21 protein-coding genes and 1 pseudogene are annotated in these 17,000 nt (G+C 34.0%); 11 read left to right on the top strand and 11 right to left on the bottom strand.

The genetic code is table 11. The features are described from left to right. Nucleotides 1–209, top strand: a 209-nt coding sequence (locus tag BM212_RS09825; protein WP_143744935.1) for a transposase, incomplete at its 5' end; no start/stop codon positions are given. Nucleotides 210–697: 488 nt separating this feature from the next. Here BM212_RS09825 and hisIE read toward each other — a convergent pair. From hisIE to BM212_RS09870, 9 genes are read right to left on the bottom strand one after another with little or no spacing between them, the layout of a single operon-like run. Then, nucleotides 698–1,339, bottom strand: a complete 642-nt coding sequence (gene hisIE, locus BM212_RS09830) for a bifunctional phosphoribosyl-AMP cyclohydrolase/phosphoribosyl-ATP diphosphatase HisIE (RefSeq protein WP_091898308.1) — start codon at nucleotides 1,337–1,339, stop codon at nucleotides 698–700. After that, nucleotides 1,332–2,096: an imidazole glycerol phosphate synthase subunit HisF gene (gene hisF / locus BM212_RS09835; protein WP_072694350.1), complete on the bottom strand. Its 765-nt coding sequence runs from the start codon at nucleotides 2,094–2,096 to the stop codon at nucleotides 1,332–1,334. Before hisF ends, hisIE begins: the two co-directional genes overlap by 8 nt. Further along, complete coding sequence (gene hisA / locus BM212_RS09840; protein WP_091898310.1) at nucleotides 2,093–2,797, bottom strand: 1-(5-phosphoribosyl)-5-((5-phosphoribosylamino)methylideneamino)imidazole-4-carboxamide isomerase; 705 nt, start codon at nucleotides 2,795–2,797, stop codon at nucleotides 2,093–2,095. Before hisA ends, hisF begins: the two co-directional genes overlap by 4 nt. Further along, nucleotides 2,794–3,372 (bottom strand): imidazole glycerol phosphate synthase subunit HisH, encoded by a 579-nt coding sequence (gene hisH / locus BM212_RS09845; protein WP_091898312.1) that lies wholly within the window; start codon nucleotides 3,370–3,372, stop codon nucleotides 2,794–2,796. Before hisH ends, hisA begins: the two co-directional genes overlap by 4 nt. Continuing rightward, nucleotides 3,369–3,950, bottom strand: coding sequence for an imidazoleglycerol-phosphate dehydratase HisB (gene hisB, locus BM212_RS09850; protein ID WP_091898314.1), 582 nt, complete (start codon nucleotides 3,948–3,950; stop codon nucleotides 3,369–3,371). The genes hisH and hisB overlap by 4 nt, the downstream gene beginning before the upstream one ends. After that, nucleotides 3,926–4,945 (bottom strand): aminotransferase class I/II-fold pyridoxal phosphate-dependent enzyme, encoded by a 1,020-nt coding sequence (locus BM212_RS09855; RefSeq protein WP_091898316.1) that lies wholly within the window; start codon nucleotides 4,943–4,945, stop codon nucleotides 3,926–3,928. Before BM212_RS09855 ends, hisB begins: the two co-directional genes overlap by 25 nt. Further along, complete coding sequence (gene hisD, locus BM212_RS09860; protein ID WP_091898318.1) at nucleotides 4,945–6,195, bottom strand: histidinol dehydrogenase; 1,251 nt, start codon at nucleotides 6,193–6,195, stop codon at nucleotides 4,945–4,947. Before hisD ends, BM212_RS09855 begins: the two co-directional genes overlap by 1 nt. Before the next feature lies 1 nt (nucleotide 6,196). Beyond that, nucleotides 6,197–6,799: an ATP phosphoribosyltransferase gene (gene hisG, locus BM212_RS09865; RefSeq protein ID WP_091898320.1), complete on the bottom strand. Its 603-nt coding sequence runs from the start codon at nucleotides 6,797–6,799 to the stop codon at nucleotides 6,197–6,199. A gap of 33 nt (nucleotides 6,800–6,832) precedes the next feature. Then, the gene (locus tag BM212_RS09870) at nucleotides 6,833–7,663 is read right to left on the bottom strand and encodes an ATP phosphoribosyltransferase regulatory subunit (RefSeq protein ID WP_177206426.1); all 831 of its coding nucleotides are present in this window, start codon (nucleotides 7,661–7,663) and stop codon (nucleotides 6,833–6,835) included. A gap of 233 nt (nucleotides 7,664–7,896) precedes the next feature. Here BM212_RS09870 and hisJ point away from each other — a divergent pair, with 233 nt between their 5' ends. The 6 genes and pseudogenes from hisJ to BM212_RS12470 form a co-directional block, all read left to right on the top strand. After that, complete coding sequence (gene hisJ, locus BM212_RS09875) at nucleotides 7,897–8,676, top strand: histidinol-phosphatase HisJ (protein ID WP_091898324.1); 780 nt, start codon at nucleotides 7,897–7,899, stop codon at nucleotides 8,674–8,676. 3 nt (nucleotides 8,677–8,679) lie between these two features. Continuing rightward, a complete protein-coding gene (locus BM212_RS09880) occupies nucleotides 8,680–8,901 on the top strand; it encodes a YdbC family protein (protein WP_072694359.1) in 222 nt (73 codons plus the stop codon). 173 nt (nucleotides 8,902–9,074) lie between these two features. After that, nucleotides 9,075–9,671 carry a nitroreductase family protein gene (locus tag BM212_RS09885; protein ID WP_091898326.1) on the top strand — a complete coding sequence of 199 codons (597 nt, stop codon included), beginning with the start codon at nucleotides 9,075–9,077 and terminating at the stop codon, nucleotides 9,669–9,671. A gap of 316 nt (nucleotides 9,672–9,987) precedes the next feature. Beyond that, on the top strand, nucleotides 9,988–10,668 hold the full coding sequence (locus tag BM212_RS09890) for an alpha/beta fold hydrolase (protein ID WP_091898328.1): 681 nt from the start codon (nucleotides 9,988–9,990) through the stop codon (nucleotides 10,666–10,668). Beyond that, entirely contained in the window at nucleotides 10,634–10,882 is a 249-nt protein-coding gene (locus BM212_RS09895) for a hypothetical protein (RefSeq protein ID WP_091898330.1), read from the top strand. The genes BM212_RS09890 and BM212_RS09895 overlap by 35 nt, the downstream gene beginning before the upstream one ends. 160 nt (nucleotides 10,883–11,042) lie before the next feature. Beyond that, nucleotides 11,043–11,258 (top strand): annotated as a pseudogene (locus BM212_RS12470) (adenine deaminase C-terminal domain-containing protein); the annotation flags it as partial. A gap of 69 nt (nucleotides 11,259–11,327) precedes the next feature. Here BM212_RS12470 and BM212_RS09900 read toward each other — a convergent pair. Beyond that, entirely contained in the window at nucleotides 11,328–11,927 is a 600-nt protein-coding gene (locus BM212_RS09900; RefSeq protein ID WP_091898332.1) for a ribonuclease H1 domain-containing protein, read from the bottom strand. Between the two features lie 485 nt (nucleotides 11,928–12,412). On the opposite strand from BM212_RS09900, the gene BM212_RS09905 reads away from it, so the two are divergent. Then, entirely contained in the window at nucleotides 12,413–13,522 is a 1,110-nt protein-coding gene (locus BM212_RS09905) for a 5-methyltetrahydropteroyltriglutamate--homocysteine S-methyltransferase (protein WP_091898334.1), read from the top strand. Between the two features lie 48 nt (nucleotides 13,523–13,570). After that, nucleotides 13,571–14,212 (top strand): copper homeostasis protein CutC, encoded by a 642-nt coding sequence (locus tag BM212_RS09910; RefSeq protein WP_425434175.1) that lies wholly within the window; start codon nucleotides 13,571–13,573, stop codon nucleotides 14,210–14,212. A gap of 64 nt (nucleotides 14,213–14,276) precedes the next feature. On the opposite strand, the gene BM212_RS09915 is transcribed toward BM212_RS09910, so the two are convergent. After that, complete coding sequence (locus BM212_RS09915; protein ID WP_091898338.1) at nucleotides 14,277–14,843, bottom strand: hypothetical protein; 567 nt, start codon at nucleotides 14,841–14,843, stop codon at nucleotides 14,277–14,279. A 155-nt stretch (nucleotides 14,844–14,998) separates the two neighbouring features. On the opposite strand from BM212_RS09915, the gene cls reads away from it, so the two are divergent. Continuing rightward, the gene (gene cls / locus BM212_RS09920; RefSeq protein ID WP_091898339.1) at nucleotides 14,999–16,540 is read left to right on the top strand and encodes a cardiolipin synthase; all 1,542 of its coding nucleotides are present in this window, start codon (nucleotides 14,999–15,001) and stop codon (nucleotides 16,538–16,540) included. Nucleotides 16,541–16,749: 209 nt separating this feature from the next. Continuing rightward, nucleotides 16,750–17,000, top strand: a 251-nt coding sequence (locus BM212_RS09925; protein ID WP_143744937.1) for a transposase, incomplete at its 3' end; no start/stop codon positions are given.

The raw sequence follows: 17,000 nt of genomic DNA on the forward strand, positions 1-17,000 counted from the left end.
TAAATATTAGAGAAAAGCTTTCGTCAGAAGAAGGGACTCAATTTTATGGTAAACGTAAAATTGATGTAGAACCAACTTTCGGACAGGTGAAGGCCAATTTGAGGTTCACTCGATTTTCAGTTCGTGGAAAATCGAATGTAGAAAATGAAACGAATCTGATCTTCATGGCTAATAACCTACGAAAATATAATAAAAGAAAGAAAAAATAGAATCATTCAGTAAGTAGAACCCCTGAGAGAATTGTATTCTACAATTTTCTCAGGGGTTCTCTATATTTAAAGACTTTCAGAGACTTTTGTCCCAGCCTCTTCATCAATTTATTTAATTATACATTATAGTGTCAATCGTACTGTTTAAATTGTTTGATTTCAATGATAAAGAGAATAAATTTAAGATTATTTTAGATTGTTGCAAAAAAAGAAAATCTTTTTAGGAAGGGTAAAAATTATATTCTACGGAAAATTCCCTCCTAATTAGTTAATTATTAGAATACGGATGATTTTAGATTTTGTACCTCGCTGGAAGGAATAAACTAAGGTATTTAAAAATCAGTAAAATAATAAAAAAGGATGTCCAATTGAAAGCGATAAACCTTAATTAAACTTTATAATCTAAAGTGGAAAGAGAAAAATGATAGTAAAAAATACGTCAATAGGGGTATGCCTATTGACGTATTAGAAATATTATTTAGAATACTTTACCACTTTTGAATATCTTTGCGCTCGCCTTTGAAGTTATTTTGCTTGTTATGACGGGCAGATAGGACTGATTCGACATCGGATACAGATACTCCGGAATCATGCAAGAGAACCCCTAAATGGTACAAAACATCTGCTGTTTCATTTGCAATTTCTTCTTTATTTTTGTTTTTAGCACCTATAACTACTTCAAAGGCTTCTTCTCCAAATTTCTTAGCAATTTTGTCTGTTCCTTTGGATAAAAGATAGTTAGTATATGATTCATCGTCAGAAGACTCTGCACGCTCGCGTATGGTAGCTTCAATATCTTTTAAAGTAAATGAAGATTCTAAATTAAAACAACTATTTGTTCCCGTGTGACAAGTAGGACCAGCTGGATCTACTAGGATAAGAAGCGCATCTTGATCGCAATCCAAGTACATATCTTTAACGTACTGAACATTACCGCTGGATTCGCCTTTTTTCCATAGCCGTTCTTTAGATCTAGAGTAGAACCAGGCGACTTTTTCTTGCTTAGTTAATTCGAATGCTTCTTCGTTCATGTATCCCACCATACGTACTTCTTTGTTTGTATAGTGTTGTAAGATAACTGTTAATAATCCTTTTGAAAAATCAGGTTTTAAGTCTGCATAGTTAGACAATTCGCATTGGCACTCCTTTTTGTATGGAAAGATCTTTTACTTCTTGGATTGATACGTCTTCATCGTGGAAAATGGAAGCAGCCAATCCAGCTGAGACATCTGTTTCAAGGAAAAGGTTAACGAAATGTTCTGCATTACCAGCGCCACCTGAAGCAATGACTGGAATAGTCACTGTTTCTTGGATTAACTTGAGCAATTTATGATCAAAGCCTTGTTGCATGCCGTCATAATCCATGCTGGTAACCAATAGTTCACCAGCTCCAAGTGCTTCTGCTTTTTTGACCCAGTCCAAGGCTCTGATAGTCGTAGCCTTTTTCCCCCCGTGAGTATAACAGAACCAATCTTGCTGTTTTGCATCCCATTTAGCATCTAAAGCAATACAGATACATTGGGAACCGAACTTTTCGCTTGCTTCTTTAATCAGTTCTGGGTTTCTTAGCGCAGCTGAATTCAAACTTACTTTATCGGCACCTGCTTTAAGCAGTTTAGAAATATCTTCAACAGATTGGATTCCTCCACCGATAGTCATAGGAATAAATAGTTCTTTGGCAGTTTGTCTGATTACATCTATCATTAAAGCATGACCAGTTTCGGTTGCTGAAATATCCAAAAAAACCAATTCGTCTGCACCTAAAGCATTGTAGCGTTTTGCTAAATCAACAGGTTTTCCGATTTCTCTTAGACCTTTAAATTGAATACCTTTAACAACCACACCATCTTTAACATCTAAACAAGGAATAATTCTCTTTTTGATCATTTGATACCCTCCCAGAATTCAGGCTTATTTGCAGCTTTACCCACGATTGCAGCTGTAACACCGACTTTTTCAAGTTCATGCATATCTTTTAAGCTTCTGATGCCACCCGAAGCTGTAATGGGATGAGGAGAGAGTGCAACTAGCTTTCCAGTTAATTCTACATTCGGACCTGACATCTTTCCATCTTTTGAAATATCAGTATAGATAATACCACCTAAATCAAATGAAGCTGTTTCTTTAGCAATATCATAAATGGTGCGTTCTTCAGTTTCCGTCCAGCCATTGACTGCTATGTGTTCTTTGACAGCATCCAGACCCAAGTAAATCTTATTTGGATAAAGTTCAGTCATCTTTTTCAACCAGGGTAAGTCTTGGAGACCACGAGTTCCTACAATTACATATGAAGCACCGTTAGATAGATAATAGTCGATGGTTTCTCGTGAGCGAATTCCTCCACCGATTTCAATTGGAACCTTACTATGTTGAAGAAGATTAGTGATAAATTCTTTTTCTGCCGGTTCTTGGTGAAGAGCACCCATCAAATCAACAATGTGAATTCGAGTCACTTGATTAAACTGATTATAATAGCCAATAGCTTCTTCAGCTGTTCTACTCATTACCTCTTTTGATTCGTACTTGCCTTCAGTTAATCGTACACTTTGCTGGTCAATCAAATCGATTGCTGGCCATAATTCGATCATACTTTAAAACCGCCTTTGAGAGCCTGGTCTAATATCTGTAGTCCTTTTTCTCCACTTTTTTCTGGATGGAACTGAATACCTACGATTGATCCTTTCTGAACAATTGCAACCACATCTTCTTCATATTCGGCAGTGGCTATAACATTTTGATCAGTGTGTACTTTGAAAGAGTGGATAAAGTATACATCATCATCAAGAGAAGGAAAACTAGAATGTAGCTTGTTCCATCCTAAATGAGGTACAGTTACGTTACCAGTTATTTTTTTGACTGTTCCAGGAAGATAACCTAATCCATCAACGTTGCCTTCTTCACTATGTTCGAATAACAGTTGCATACCTAAACATATTCCAATAAAGGGTTTTGTTTCTTTAAGATCTTCTAGCACAGGAAGTAGTTTTAGTTCTTCAATTCTATTCATGGCATCTTTATAGTGACCCACACCGGGTAAAATAATTTTATCGGCTTTTTCTAGTTCCTTCTGATCATTTGTAACCATGACTTCATATCCTAAAAATTCAAGAGCGTTTGTTAAATTAGCGATATTACCTAATCCATAATCTACAATTGCAATCATTCTTGAATGACTCCTTTCGAAGAGGGAATTCTATCAATATCTGAATCGCTTAAAGCGATTCTAAGACTTTGAGCAAAAGCTTTAAACAAAGCTTCAATCTCATGATGTGTATTTCCACCACGGATTAAGTCTAAGTGAGCAGTAATTCTTGCATTGATTGCAATAGCGTAGAAAAACTCTTTTACCAGTTCTACATCAAATGTACCAACTTTTTGAGCAGTAAATCTAGCTTCAAAATGCAAGAAAGGACGTCCGCTGATATCGATAACTGAACGTGCAAGTGTTTCATCCATAGGAACGTAAGCAGTTCCGTAGCGCTGGATTTTTGTCTTATCAACATTGAGTTCAGCAATGGCTTGACCAAGTAATATTCCTACATCTTCAGTTGTGTGGTGATCATCAACATCTGTATCACCATTAACTTGAATGTCAAAAACAAAGTGACCATGAAAAGCCAGTAAATCCAACATATGATTTAAAAAACCAACACCAGTATCGATTGTTGAAGGGGTAAGTCCTCGCTTTACAGATAGGCGAATCGAAGTTTCCTTGGTTATACGTTCTTTCTTGATGACCATTTTTCATCTCTCCATCTTTGAATAATTTTTCTGATTTCTTCTAACTCATCTTCTTTTGCGATAGAGTATCGAACAGCTTTTTTTAGGGCAGAAGAATCTTCTTCGGGATACATTCTCGGTAAAAATCCATTCTCAATAATATAATTTCCTAAATCCATAGCATCGTCGCCATAGGTAAACAAGAAATTTGTATGACTTTCAAGCATAGGAATGATATCGCCGACCTCTTCTTTAAAAATACTATGCAATTGTCTAGAAAGAGAACGATTGAGTTCAATAAATTTTTTTAATCTTTCAGGTTGGTTCAGTAAGTGAACAGCGACATTTAATGAAAAAGTATTTAGTGGATAAGGATGAGCAATTGAGTCTAGTAAATCCATGGTTTTACGAGTAGAGGTCGCCACTCCAATACGAAGTCCGGCTAGTCCATATACTTTAGAAAGCGTGCGAAGGCGAATAACATGATCGCCTTTAGGATAATCAGTTAGTTCATCAACAAATTCACCATAAGCTTCATCTAGGATAAAGTATCCATTAACTTCTTTCATCAGTTCTGCTGCTTTGAAGATGAACTCTGAAGGATGTAAGACACCAAAAGGATTATTAGGCTGTGAGAATATAAAAACAGAAGGGCGCAATGCTTTGATTTGTTTATAGGCTTCTTCATAATCAAACGTAAAATCTTCGTTCGATGACAATTTGATGATGTCTTTGCCAAATTGTTTTGCATAGACATCGTACATCACGAAATCTGGATCGAATGTAAGGATGGGACCATTACCTAAGACAATAATAGATTTTTGGATCCATTCATCTGAGCCGTTAGCAAAAGAAACAAGGGTTGGGTCAAGCTGGTTGAAAATCGCATAACTTTCTTGTAAGTCTTGATATTCGTTTTCTGCATATTGATTAAATTGTGTGTCAATTGCGATTTTTGCAATTTCCTTTTCTGTTAGTGCTCTATAAGGACTTTCATTTTTATCAATTCTAATCATTATTTAGTATCCTCCAGTCGGAAATAAAGTGAGTCGTGATGCGCCTGTAACGCTTCTTCTTTTGCCAAACGAATTCCGGAAGGGGCCATTTCAGTGAAAGTTGAAGGTTTCAGATTAATTACTGAATTTGTTCTTAAAAAATCATTTACAGATAAGCCATTTGAAAAACGAGCATTTCCACCAGTGGGAAGAACATGACTTGGTCCTGCAACATAGTCTCCGATTGCTTCTGGAGAGTATGGACCGATAAACAATGCTCCGCCAGTAGTAATCAGATCAACATAAGACTCTGCATCTTTTGTCTGAATAGAAATGTGTTCTCCGGCAATCAAATTAACTACTTCGACGGTTTCTTTTTTTGAAGCAGTATGAACAGAGTAGTGATGGCTTTTCAGACTTTTTGAAATAATAGCATATCTAGGCTGTGATCCAACTTTTTTATCTACTTCAGCCATGATCTCATTTAATTTATCTTTGTTTTCGCTAATTAAAAATGTTCTGGCTTGCACATCATGTTCTGCTTGTGCCAGGAGATCGTAAGCAACCCAATCTGCTCTAGAAGCATCATCTACGACAACAACGATTTCACTAGGACCAGCGATAGAATCGATTCCGACATCTCCATAGACTAGTTTTTTAGCCAAAGCAACATACTGATTTCCAGGTCCAACGATTTTATCAACTTTAGGTATTGTCTCAGTTCCGTAAGCTAAGGCAGCAATGGCTTGAGCTCCACCTATTTGATATACATGATCAACATTCACAATATGACAAGCAGCTAGTATTGCCTGCTGGACCCCATCAGTTTGTGGAGGGGTTACAACAATAGTTTCATTTACGCCTGCTACGTTAGCGAGCACAGTAGTCATCAAGACAGTTGAAACCAGTGGAGCAGTTCCACCAGGTACGTAGATACCAACTCGATTCAAAGGATGGATTTTCTGATATAATTCAGAAGCTTCACTTTGTTTCCATTTAATAGATTTCTGATATTTTTCGATGTTTGTTTTAGCAGTTTCCAGAGAGGTTCTCAGGTCATTATTGATTGATTGATAAGCGTGTTTTAAAGAAGAAGATGGAATTTCTAATTCAGCTAATTCAATCGAATCAAACTTTTTAGAATAATCGAATAAAGCTTGGTCTCCATTTTGCTGGACTTCTTTGATAATAGACTGAACGCTATCTAACAAAGTCCAGTCAATATCATTTTTAGTTGCATAAATTTCTTTGAAGGTATTAGTTGTATACATATCAGCCCATCCTTAATTGATTGATAACTGTTTGAATCTCATCATTTTTTGCAAAATAAGCGTGTTTGTTAGAGATCAAACGAGCATTGATTTCATCTAATTGAACTTGTTCACTCAATCCGTTTTCTTTTAAAGTTGTTCCAGTCTGTACAATATCCATAATAGCATCTGCCATATCAATTGTTGCTGCTAGTTCCACAGAACCTTTTAATTGAATAATCTTGACAGGCTGTTTGATTGAATCAAAATAGTTTTGAGTAAAATTGATATATTTAGTTGCTACTACGGGATATACCTCTTTAGGCTTCTTGGCCGCTATTGCAAAATGGCAATAACCAAAAGGTAAATCCATTAGATTATTAATTTGACGATTTTGTTCGAAGAGAACATCGCTACCTGTAATGCCTAAATCCGCTACGCCTTCTTCTACATAAACAGGGACATCTTCACCCTTCACTAATATGAATCGAATAGCATCTGTTTCTATAACGAGTTCACGTGATACTGATTTTAATGCAGTACTCCAAGTTGTTAAGTTTTTTTCATCAAGGTATTTTATAAAGTCTTTAAGCTGTCTTCCTTTAGATAAAGCCATCGTGATCATAAGTGATATTCCTCCATCAGTTATCTTAAAATTTTAAATGTTCAGCCCAATTCCAAAGGCATTAGTAGGACTAGAATACTGTCCGCCAGAAGCAATCGGTTCTACTTTATCTTCTGAGTATAATTGAATAGAAATACCTTTATAATATGTTTGAGAAGGTAAAGCCAACATATCTCCATAAACGTAAGAGACGTTTGCTTCAATCAAAACACTTTCCCAAAGATTCATTTCTTCGATATGACGTTTCAGATGAGGCATATGTTCTTTTACATAACTGGCTTGCTCTGCAGCGGGGTGAGACATCAATTCCAAAATAGGATGTTCACTGCCAAGCTGTACTTTTAAAGCATCACGATTGCGTTCTTTTATAAACTTGCGTGTTAATTCATCGGCTAATTCCTCTTTAGAGAGTAAATTTTTTAGTAATGTGTTATGACTAATAACTGCAACAGATAAAGATATGTTTAATTTATTTTTGATGTAATCTACCATTTGCTTCATTACAGCAGTTTGTTTAGAAATATCGTTAGTAAAGGTTTCAAGACCATATTGATGTTTTTCATTGGTTAAAGTATATACTGGACCGGAATAAGCAATTTTTTCAGAGTCTAACTGATACTTTTGTCTGTATCGAACAATCGCGTTCGTCCAGTCACTTCTAAGTGCGAATAAAGAGCCTTCATGCTGCCATTTATGGCGTTCGTTCATTAGACCAAGATCATCTTCAGATAACTTTGTCCAATCAAATTGTTCAATTGCAGAGAGATCGATCAAGTCATAGCCTAATCCATAGAAATGATGGAGGAAGTCCAATTCTTGACGTTTTTGATGGAGTATGGATTTGTTCAGGCTTGTTGAATGCATAATATAGCTTCCTCTTTTCATAGTAGTTTAATAATTATTGTTAGCAAAACTTGTTATTAGTAAGTTTTACTAATAACAAAAATAGTAACATAAACCTCGGTTTATATGAATAGATTCAATGAAATTTGTCATGTATACTGCAATAAAGAGAATAAGTAGCTAATAATTAAATTAGTCAGCACTGAAATAATAAGATAATATATAAAATATAGGAAATTGAAAGTAGGTATAAGATGAAAATAGATACACATGTTCATACAAATTATTGCCCTCATGGATCAAATGATAAAATGGAGAACTATGTAAGAAGAGCGATAGAATTAGGTATAAAAAAAATGACATTTACTGAGCACGCGCCATTGCCAATCGTAGATACTGTACCCACTAAAGATAGTGCAATGGACGAAAAAGATATCTATGAGTACTTAAAAGAAGTAAAAGGATTGCAAGCGAAATATAGTCGCAAAATCGAAATAAATGCAGGATTTGAAGTAGATTATATTGAAGGTTTTGAACAGGAGACACGCTTATTTCTAGAAAAATATCCTGAGACGATTAAAAACTCTATCCTGAGTGTACACTTTTTAAAATTACCGGATGAAACATATTTTTGCATTGACTATAGTAAAGATAGTTTTATACAAAAAGGAGAAGAATTAGGATATCAAACACTATATTCGATTTATGAAAAAACAATGGAAAAAGCTTTATCAGAACCTTTTGGAACCATGACACCAAAAAAAATCGGACATATCAATTTAATTCATAAATTTCAGAAAGCATATGAACATCAAGATACGATCAATTGGATTAAGTTGTTAAAAATGACAAAAAATAATAGTTATACGCTTGATTATAATTTTGCAGGTTTGGATAAAAGTTTCTACGGGAAAACTTATCCAAATGAAGAGATTATATCGGAAGCTCTTCATTTGGATCTGAAATTAGAGACTGGTTCAGATGCTCATAAACCAGAAGAGGTAGGGCGACACTTTATTGAAAGAGAGGAATAATAAATGGCTGGAATTGAATATGAAATTATGGAAGAAATCGGCGTGATAAGCGAAAGTAAAAGTGGCTGGAAAAAAGAGCTGAATATTGTAAGATGGAATAATAATGAACCAAAGTTTGACATAAGAGATTGGAGCCCTGATCATTCTAAAATGGGAAAAGGGATGACTTTTTCTGCAAACGACTTGTCTTCCTTAAAAGACTTGCTTAACAAACTAGATTTATAACAATTTCCTTCTCCTCATTTTCATTCAACCAACTTCCAGTAAGCTGAGTTCAGGATAACCATACGATAATAATTATTACGAATCTGAAGTTTATTATTGAAATAATTTTCAGAAACGTTATAATGGAATTAGTTACGAAAAGTAAGGTTAATATAGAAGGGAAGTTTTTAAATATGCAATTTGTTGATGAACTAAAAGCACGTCGTTCTATTTATTCATTAGGAAGTGACGTTGCAGTATCAGAAGAAGAATTAGTTAGTTTAATAAAAGAAGTAGTGAGAGAATCACCAACTTCATTTAATTCTCAAACATCAAGAGTAGTTATTTTATTCAATGATGAACATAAAAAATTGTGGAGTTTTACTGAAGAGTTACTTAAACCATTAACTCCAGAAGCAGCTTTTCCAAATACACAAGCTAAACTACAAGGTTTTGCTAGCGGTAAGGGAACAATCCTTTTCTTTGAAGATCAAGATGTAGTGAAAAACTTGCAAGAACAATTTGCACTATATGCTGATAATTTCCCTATCTGGTCTGACCAAGCTAGTGGAATTGCTCAAGTAAATGTCTGGACTGCGCTTGCTCAATTAAACATTGGAGCTAATCTACAACACTACAACCCTGTAATTGATGAAAGAGTTGCACAGGAATGGGGAACTCCTTCAAACTGGAAACTTAGAGGACAATTAGTATTTGGTTCACCAGAAGCTCCAGCGGGCGACAAAGAATACATGAATGACGAAGACCGTTTCAAAGTATTCGGCAAGTAATTAAAAATAATGAAAAAAGCATAAGAAATAGCATATCAAATAACAGACCAGATCATATACGATTTGGTCTGTTATTTTTATATAAACGATTACTGGATATTAATAATTGATTTAACATAAGAACTCGTAATCCTGATAGTGTAATGTCAATTATTTCCTATGTGAATTTGAAGGTTATTTAGAGTACTGATTTTTAAACTAAGAGGATAAATGTTATCTTATGATAAAATAGGAGTAGAGGTTATGAACAAACGTACTTAAACTAATGAGCAGAAGAGTTGACGAAAGATGCATAGGAGGAATACTCATTATTTCAATGTTACAGGTAAAACAAAATAAGATAGAGATACTTAGGAAAGGTAACAAAGGAAAAACAATTGTTGTTTTGACAGGGATGGGCTGCTCCTTTGATGAGTGGTACAACATTACACAGACTGTAGGTGAAACAAATAGAGTAGTTATGTTTCATCGACCTGGACTCGGTAAAAGTGAAATTGGGAATGAAGTCCGTAATACGGAGGCAGTTGTGAAAGAATTGAATGATTTATTATCAGTTCTTGAAATAATTGAGCCAATTATATTGGTTGGTCATTCATATGGCGGGTTGGGTGTACAACATTTTATTAAAGTTTATCCTGAAAAAGTTGTAGGAATAGTATTAGTGGATTCAACTTCTGTCGACTTAGAGGAATTAGACATGTTAAATTTACCTGTATTGGATGAAGATGAGGCTGATAAAATTTGGTTAGAGAAATGTAAAACATATGCTTCAATGAAACAAGAACAATTAAGAGAAATCATTAATCCTATTCTTTCTGAAAAACTAAATTTATTTCCTGAAGAGGTTAAACAACGATTATTAGATTTTCAAGTAACCCCCTCTTTATACAAAGCAATGTATTCTGAAATCAGTAATTGGAAACAAGATGCTAAGATAATTAAGTCTTTAGAGACAACTCTCAATGTACCGCTTATTGTCTGTCATATGGCGAGATAAAGAGTTTTGTATTAAGCAGGAAGCCCAAAGTGGCTTACCAGAAGAAGAACTGAGAATCTTTGAAGAAAAATGGCAAGAGCTCATTGTTAGACAAGGAAAACTCATTAACAACAGCAATATTGTATTTGTACGAAGTTCAAGCCATTCTATTCATATGGATAGACCAGATATCATTATTCAATCAGTTTCAGATATTGTGGATAAATGTATTTGAAGTAATCAGAGATATAGAGGAGTAAGAAAATAAAAAAAGAGCACTTGGATAGTAAAAATCCAAACGTTTTTGTATGCTTTTGTATCTATTATATATGGTGATAGTACTTTTCAGTGTGTTACTTGAATTAATGTTTTAATTTTTCTCCACAAATTTACCCGTATTTGGACTGATGAGTAATTTGAACTGCTTTGATACGGCTAGAAAAGCAGAAGAAATGAAAGATGTCTTGAGGTCGGTTGGGTTGAATACTAAGAATCCTTTACTCAGAATTGTTACTCTTGGTCTTACAGTTATTCCAGAATATAAATACAGTGACTTAGGACTGGTAGATGTAATGAATACTTCCCTAATGCCGATTTTTCCCAATCAATAATTAAATAAAAAACTTCCAATGAGTAATTGTATCTATTCGATAAGAGTTACCACGTTGGAAGTTTTATTTTTATTGAAATTTTAAAGCATCCTTTGCAAGCTGATCAGCTAATTCATTGAATTCTATTCCAGAATGAGCTTTCACTTTCTTAAATTCTACCTCAATATTTTGGGATAATTTTTTGAAATAAGTAACATAATCTTTTGATACAGCCTTGTTCGTACGCCACTTTTCGGTAGCCCACATTTCGATACCTAAGTAGTCGTAATGAATGACGACTTTTTTATAACCATTATTTGTCGCCCATTTGATCGCATTGAGGCTTCCAAAACATTCTCCAGCAATTTGAAAGCTTTCAACATATTTAGCATCGTTATCGGAATTGTTAAGGGTTGCCAGTACAGTGTTGTCTTTCAACATTACAACTCCGTAGCTGTAACGATTATTCAGCTTGTCGAATGAGCCATCCACATAAGCTGTTACAGTTTCTTCATCAGAAACAGGTAAACCCTTTTTGGAAGAGGACAGGTAATTCTCTGCTTCTTTTTTTGTTGAGAAAGATTTGAATTCTGCTCCTGAGAAACCAGAAACTTGTTGTTGAGCTTCTGTCCAAGTTGTATAAATACCTGGATTTTTACCTTTTTTGATTGCATAAAATTTTTTAGCCATACTTACCTCCGATTGATTGCGCACTTATTACTTTATGAAACTATAAAGCGAATGTCAATATACTTAATACAGATATAAACTAAAAGTAATTAGTTCGCATTGACAAGAAAGTTGCGATTAAGTACATTAAAGCTATCTGATAATTAGATAGTATAGTCGATCTTATCATAAGAGAAAATTCTTAAATATTAACACTTTTAAAAATCTCAAAGCTTTAAAAAGTTGAGATATTAAATTTGAAAGTAATTCTTGAGCATGGAAATTTATTTAAAAACGGAGCTAAAAAGTTTTTAATAAGGGGATTTTATATAAAGAATGCTGATAAAAAAGAGCAAAGTATTGGTTGACGTCTGTTATAGAATCAGTGAATAAAGGTACTATCACATTAATGATACACAATTTAAGCCACTAATATGAAGAAATTTTTCTTATCCGTGGACTTTCTATTATAATATAAGAATAATGTAATTGAGAGGATGTTTCAAATGACAACAAGTACACAAACAGGCCCGTATAGAGTGGATCATGTTGGAAGTCTTTTAAGACCTGAAACTTTAAAAATAGCAAGAAGTTCTTTTGAAAAAGGAGAGATTTCAAAAGGGCAGTTGAAAAATATTGAAGATCAAGAAATTAAAAGAATTATAGAAAAACAAAAAGAAATCGGATTAAAAGCGATCACTGACGGAGAATTTCGACGTGGATGGTGGCATCTTGATTTTATGTGGGGAATCAATGGAGTCGAAAAATATCGGAAAGATCATGGATATAAATTTGCAGGAGACATTGAGAGTGAGCCGTTAGATGTGCGTACTACAGACAAAGTGAGTTGGAATAAAAATCATGAGTTCTTAGATCATTTTAAATTCCTGCAAAAGTACGTGGGAGAAGATGCTGTATCGAAATTTTCTATTCCCAGTCCAAACCAGTTCTTACATGAAGGGATCAGAAGGGAGGAACACTATTCAACTATAGAGATGTTCTGTAAGGATTTAAGAAAAGTTTATAATGAAGCAATACAAGATTTTTATAATTTAGGATGTCGTTATCTTCAAATTGATGATGTTTTTTGGGGATTTCTAGCTGCGGACGGAATTAAGGGTGAACTCATTCCAGAAGAAGAATGGGAACTATTAAAACAAATGGCTAAAGAAAATATCCAAGATATAATCTATAATAAACCTGACGACTTAACATTAACAACTCATGTTTGTCGAGGAAATTATCGCTCTTCATATGCAGCAGCCGGACCTTACTATCCAGTTGCTAGAGAATTATTTGATGAAATTTCATATGATGGATATTTTTTAGAATATGATGATGACCGCTCTGGAGATTTTGGTCCTCTAGAAAATTTTACGGGTAAAGGTAAAATTGTTTTAGGATTAATGACTTCGAAATTCCCAGAGTTAGAAGATGTTGAAGTACTGAAAGACCGTATAAATGAAGCTGCAAAGTATGTACCAAAAAATCAGATTTGTATTAGTCCGCAATGTGGCTTTGCATCTACGGAAGAAGGAAATATTTTAACTGAAGAAGAACAATGGGCAAAATTGTCTCATTTAATTGAACATGTAGATGTACTATTTGCTGACTAATTGAGATTTCAGTTTAAAGTTCAATAGATTATATAATTGGGAGAGGTTATAGTGTTAAGAGAATTTTGTGCTGAAAACTTTACTGACATAAAAAAAACAATACGAGCTGGTGCAGATAGAATAGAATTATGTGATAACCTCGCTGTTGGAGGAACAACGCCTTCCTATGGTGTGATTAGATACGCTATAGAATTTTGTAAAGATAAATCTGTTTCAATCATGACAATGATTCGCCCTCGAGGGGGGGATTTTGTCTATACATCAGATGAAATAGAGATAATGAAGCAAGATATTAAAATGGCTAAGGAAATTAAAACAGATGGTGTTGTATTCGGGTGTTTAACTTCCCAAAAGCGCATTGATCGTGAAAACATGAAAGAATTACTCACTTTAAGCACTGGATGTGAAGTAACTTTTCATATGGCTTTTGATCAAATTCCAGTCAAATATCAACTTGAAGAACTTGACTGGTTAATAGAGCAAAAAGTTACTCGTGTATTAACTCACGGAGGCTTAAGCGGAACTCTTCAAGATAATAGTGAAATAATAAATAAACTGATTGAACATGCTGCTGGAAGAATTGAAATTTTGCCTGGTGGAGGTGTGACATATCAGAATGTATCGCAATTAGCTCACATTATTCCAGCAAGTCAATTTCATGGTACTAAAATTGTTGATTTTTCAAATTGAAGAACCCGGCTATCGCTTGAGTATTCAAACGATAGCCGGGTTCTTAACTATAATAAATATCTTATTAAGAATGTATATCATCGTAAAGGAGATTACGTTCTCTGAAAAATTTGAATGCAAACTGACCAATTGTTAGAAAGAAAAGGAAAGAAAATGGTATGAAAAATAGCAGAGATTCTCTAACAAGGTTAATAGATGCGACATGCCAGTAAGTAAAAGTTACTGCAGTAGTCAGTAATCCATTTAACGATAGAGAAGCAAGTGAGTTTTTGGAAATATTGTTAAGAAATTTAATACTTAGTGCTAAACCCAAAGTAATCAGAGCAGTGTATCCTAGCATATTAGTAATAGCGAACAATCCAATGGAGGTAAGTAACTGAATTTCTGAATAAATGTGAATCCCAGCTAAACCTAAACTGGTTAAAATTAGAAATTTTGTAGGTAATGTGGAATGGATTCTCACTAACCATGCAAGTAAGGCTAAACCAGTATAAAGGATCGTTCCAATAATCATTGAGCGACTATTTCCAGAGTAGCGAGGTAAGACGGAAGAAAATAATCCCCAGAACATTAAAATGATGGACATAACAAAAATTCCATTAAATAGAAATGAAAAAGTTGATTTATTCATATTATTTATTCTCCTTTCAGTTGTATAGTTTTATTATATGTTAATAATTTATCATAGAGTTATTGTAAGAACGAATGATTTGCTTAAAAACATCCGTGACAACTGCTAGTAAAACAGGCATACTATAAGAGAATGTGATATAAAGGAATGATTACATGATACATAAATGGATGCTTCAGATTTTCAGACGTCGAGTCTTATTGGCTATACTTATATTGATTCAATTTGGAATTTTTGCTGTTTTAGTCAATCAGTCCATTGCTTATTCAATTGTTTTGAAGACTATATTTACTTTTCTTTCCATTGGAATTGCATTGCATGTAGTTTGGAAGAAAGGAAAAGAAGCCTATAAAATTACTTGGATATTACAAGTGCTGATTTTTCCAGTTTATGGTGCTTTGTTTTATTTAATGTTCAACCGACAAACTAAAACAAGAAAATTACAGAATAAATTAGAAAAGGTATATCATCTTCATCAGTCATATTTACATAATGATCAGTCAGTATTCGTTCAAGCAACTATGCAATATCCAGAACATGGAGCGCAGATGTACTATCTTCAAGAAACAATGGGATTTCCTGTATATAATCAGACAGAAGTCAAATATTATCCACTTGGGGAAGAATATTATCAGGCAATACTTGAAGAACTAGTCAAAGCAGAAGACTATATCTTTTTCGAATTTTTTATTGTCTCTGAAGGAAAGATGTGGACAGAAATAAAGGAAATTCTGATAAAAAAAGCTGCCTTAGGTTTGGATGTAAGAGTAATGTACGATGATATAGGAAGTTTTATAACTATTCCTAAAAACACAAAGAAACAATTGATGGAAAAAGGAATTGACTGCCGTATCTATAATCCTTTTCATCCAGTGCTGACTTCTTCACAAAATAATCGAGATCATAGAAAAGTGCTATCAATCGATGGAAAAGTAGCTTTCACAGGTGGAATCAATATTGCAGATGAATATATAAATGAAATTGAACGGTTTGGACACTGGAAAGATACAGGAATTAAAATGAAAGGTCCAGCAGCGTGGAGACAAACATTGATCTTCTTAGAACTATGGCAGACTATGGATGAGAATCTATTAGAGAGCGAAATGAATCTGCTTCTTCCAACATTCAAAACTACAGGGCAGCCAAAAAAAACCGGATATGTTCAGCCATTTGCAGACAGCCCAACTGATACACAAAACGTAGGAGAACAAGTTTTTGTAAAAATGATTTATAAAGCTGAAAAATCGGTATTTATTAATACACCCTATTTAATTTTAGATGAAAATCTGGAAACAGCGCTTATACTAGCAGCTCAAAGTGGAGTAAAAGTAAAAATAGTATTGCCTAAAATCTGGGATAAATATTTAGTTCATATGACAAGTCGTTCTTACTATAGAGATTTGATCAATGCTGGTGTAGAGATCTATGAGTATACAAAAGGTTTTATGCATGCTAAATCGATCATAGTAGATATGGAAGTCGCTGTGATAGGAACGATTAATTTTGATTATAGAAGTTTATATTTACACTTTGAAAATGCTGTTGCTTTATATGGAGTGCCAGCTATTAAAGATATGATCGAAGATTTTGATCAGACTATTTTAGAAAGTGAGAGAATCAAAGTCGAAGACCTATCTCAGTCGCTTATTGCAAGGTTTGCTAAAAGAATTCTAAGATTATTTGCGCCGCTAATGTAAAAACAAAAAGATTGTGAAAGATTAAGCCAGATTCATATGAAGATATTTTTTAGATAGAAGCTGATGAATAAACGGCTTATTATAGAAAGAAATGAGCGTAGAAAAAACTTATTATATACGTTTTGTTAAACTGGTGGATAGGTTACACTGAGTTGGACAGAAAAGATAAGGTGTGTATACTAAACAAACATACACAGGAGGAATCTATCATGTCTACTCGTCGTCCACGTCGAACTTATACAGAAGAATTCAAGAAGCAAATTGTTGATTTACACAAAGCAGGAAAATCAAGAAAAGAAATCATAGAAGAATATGACCTTACAGGATCTGCTTTTGACAAATGGGTACGTCAACATAATCAAACCGGTTCATTCAAAGAAAAAGATAACTTAACACCTGAACAGAAAGAATTGAAAGAATTAAGAAAAGCCAATACCCAGCTTCAAATGGAAAATGATAT

The sequence above is a fragment of the Marinilactibacillus piezotolerans genome, assembly GCF_900114235.1.
Taxonomy (GTDB): Bacteria; Bacillota; Bacilli; order Lactobacillales; family Carnobacteriaceae_A; genus Marinilactibacillus; species Marinilactibacillus piezotolerans.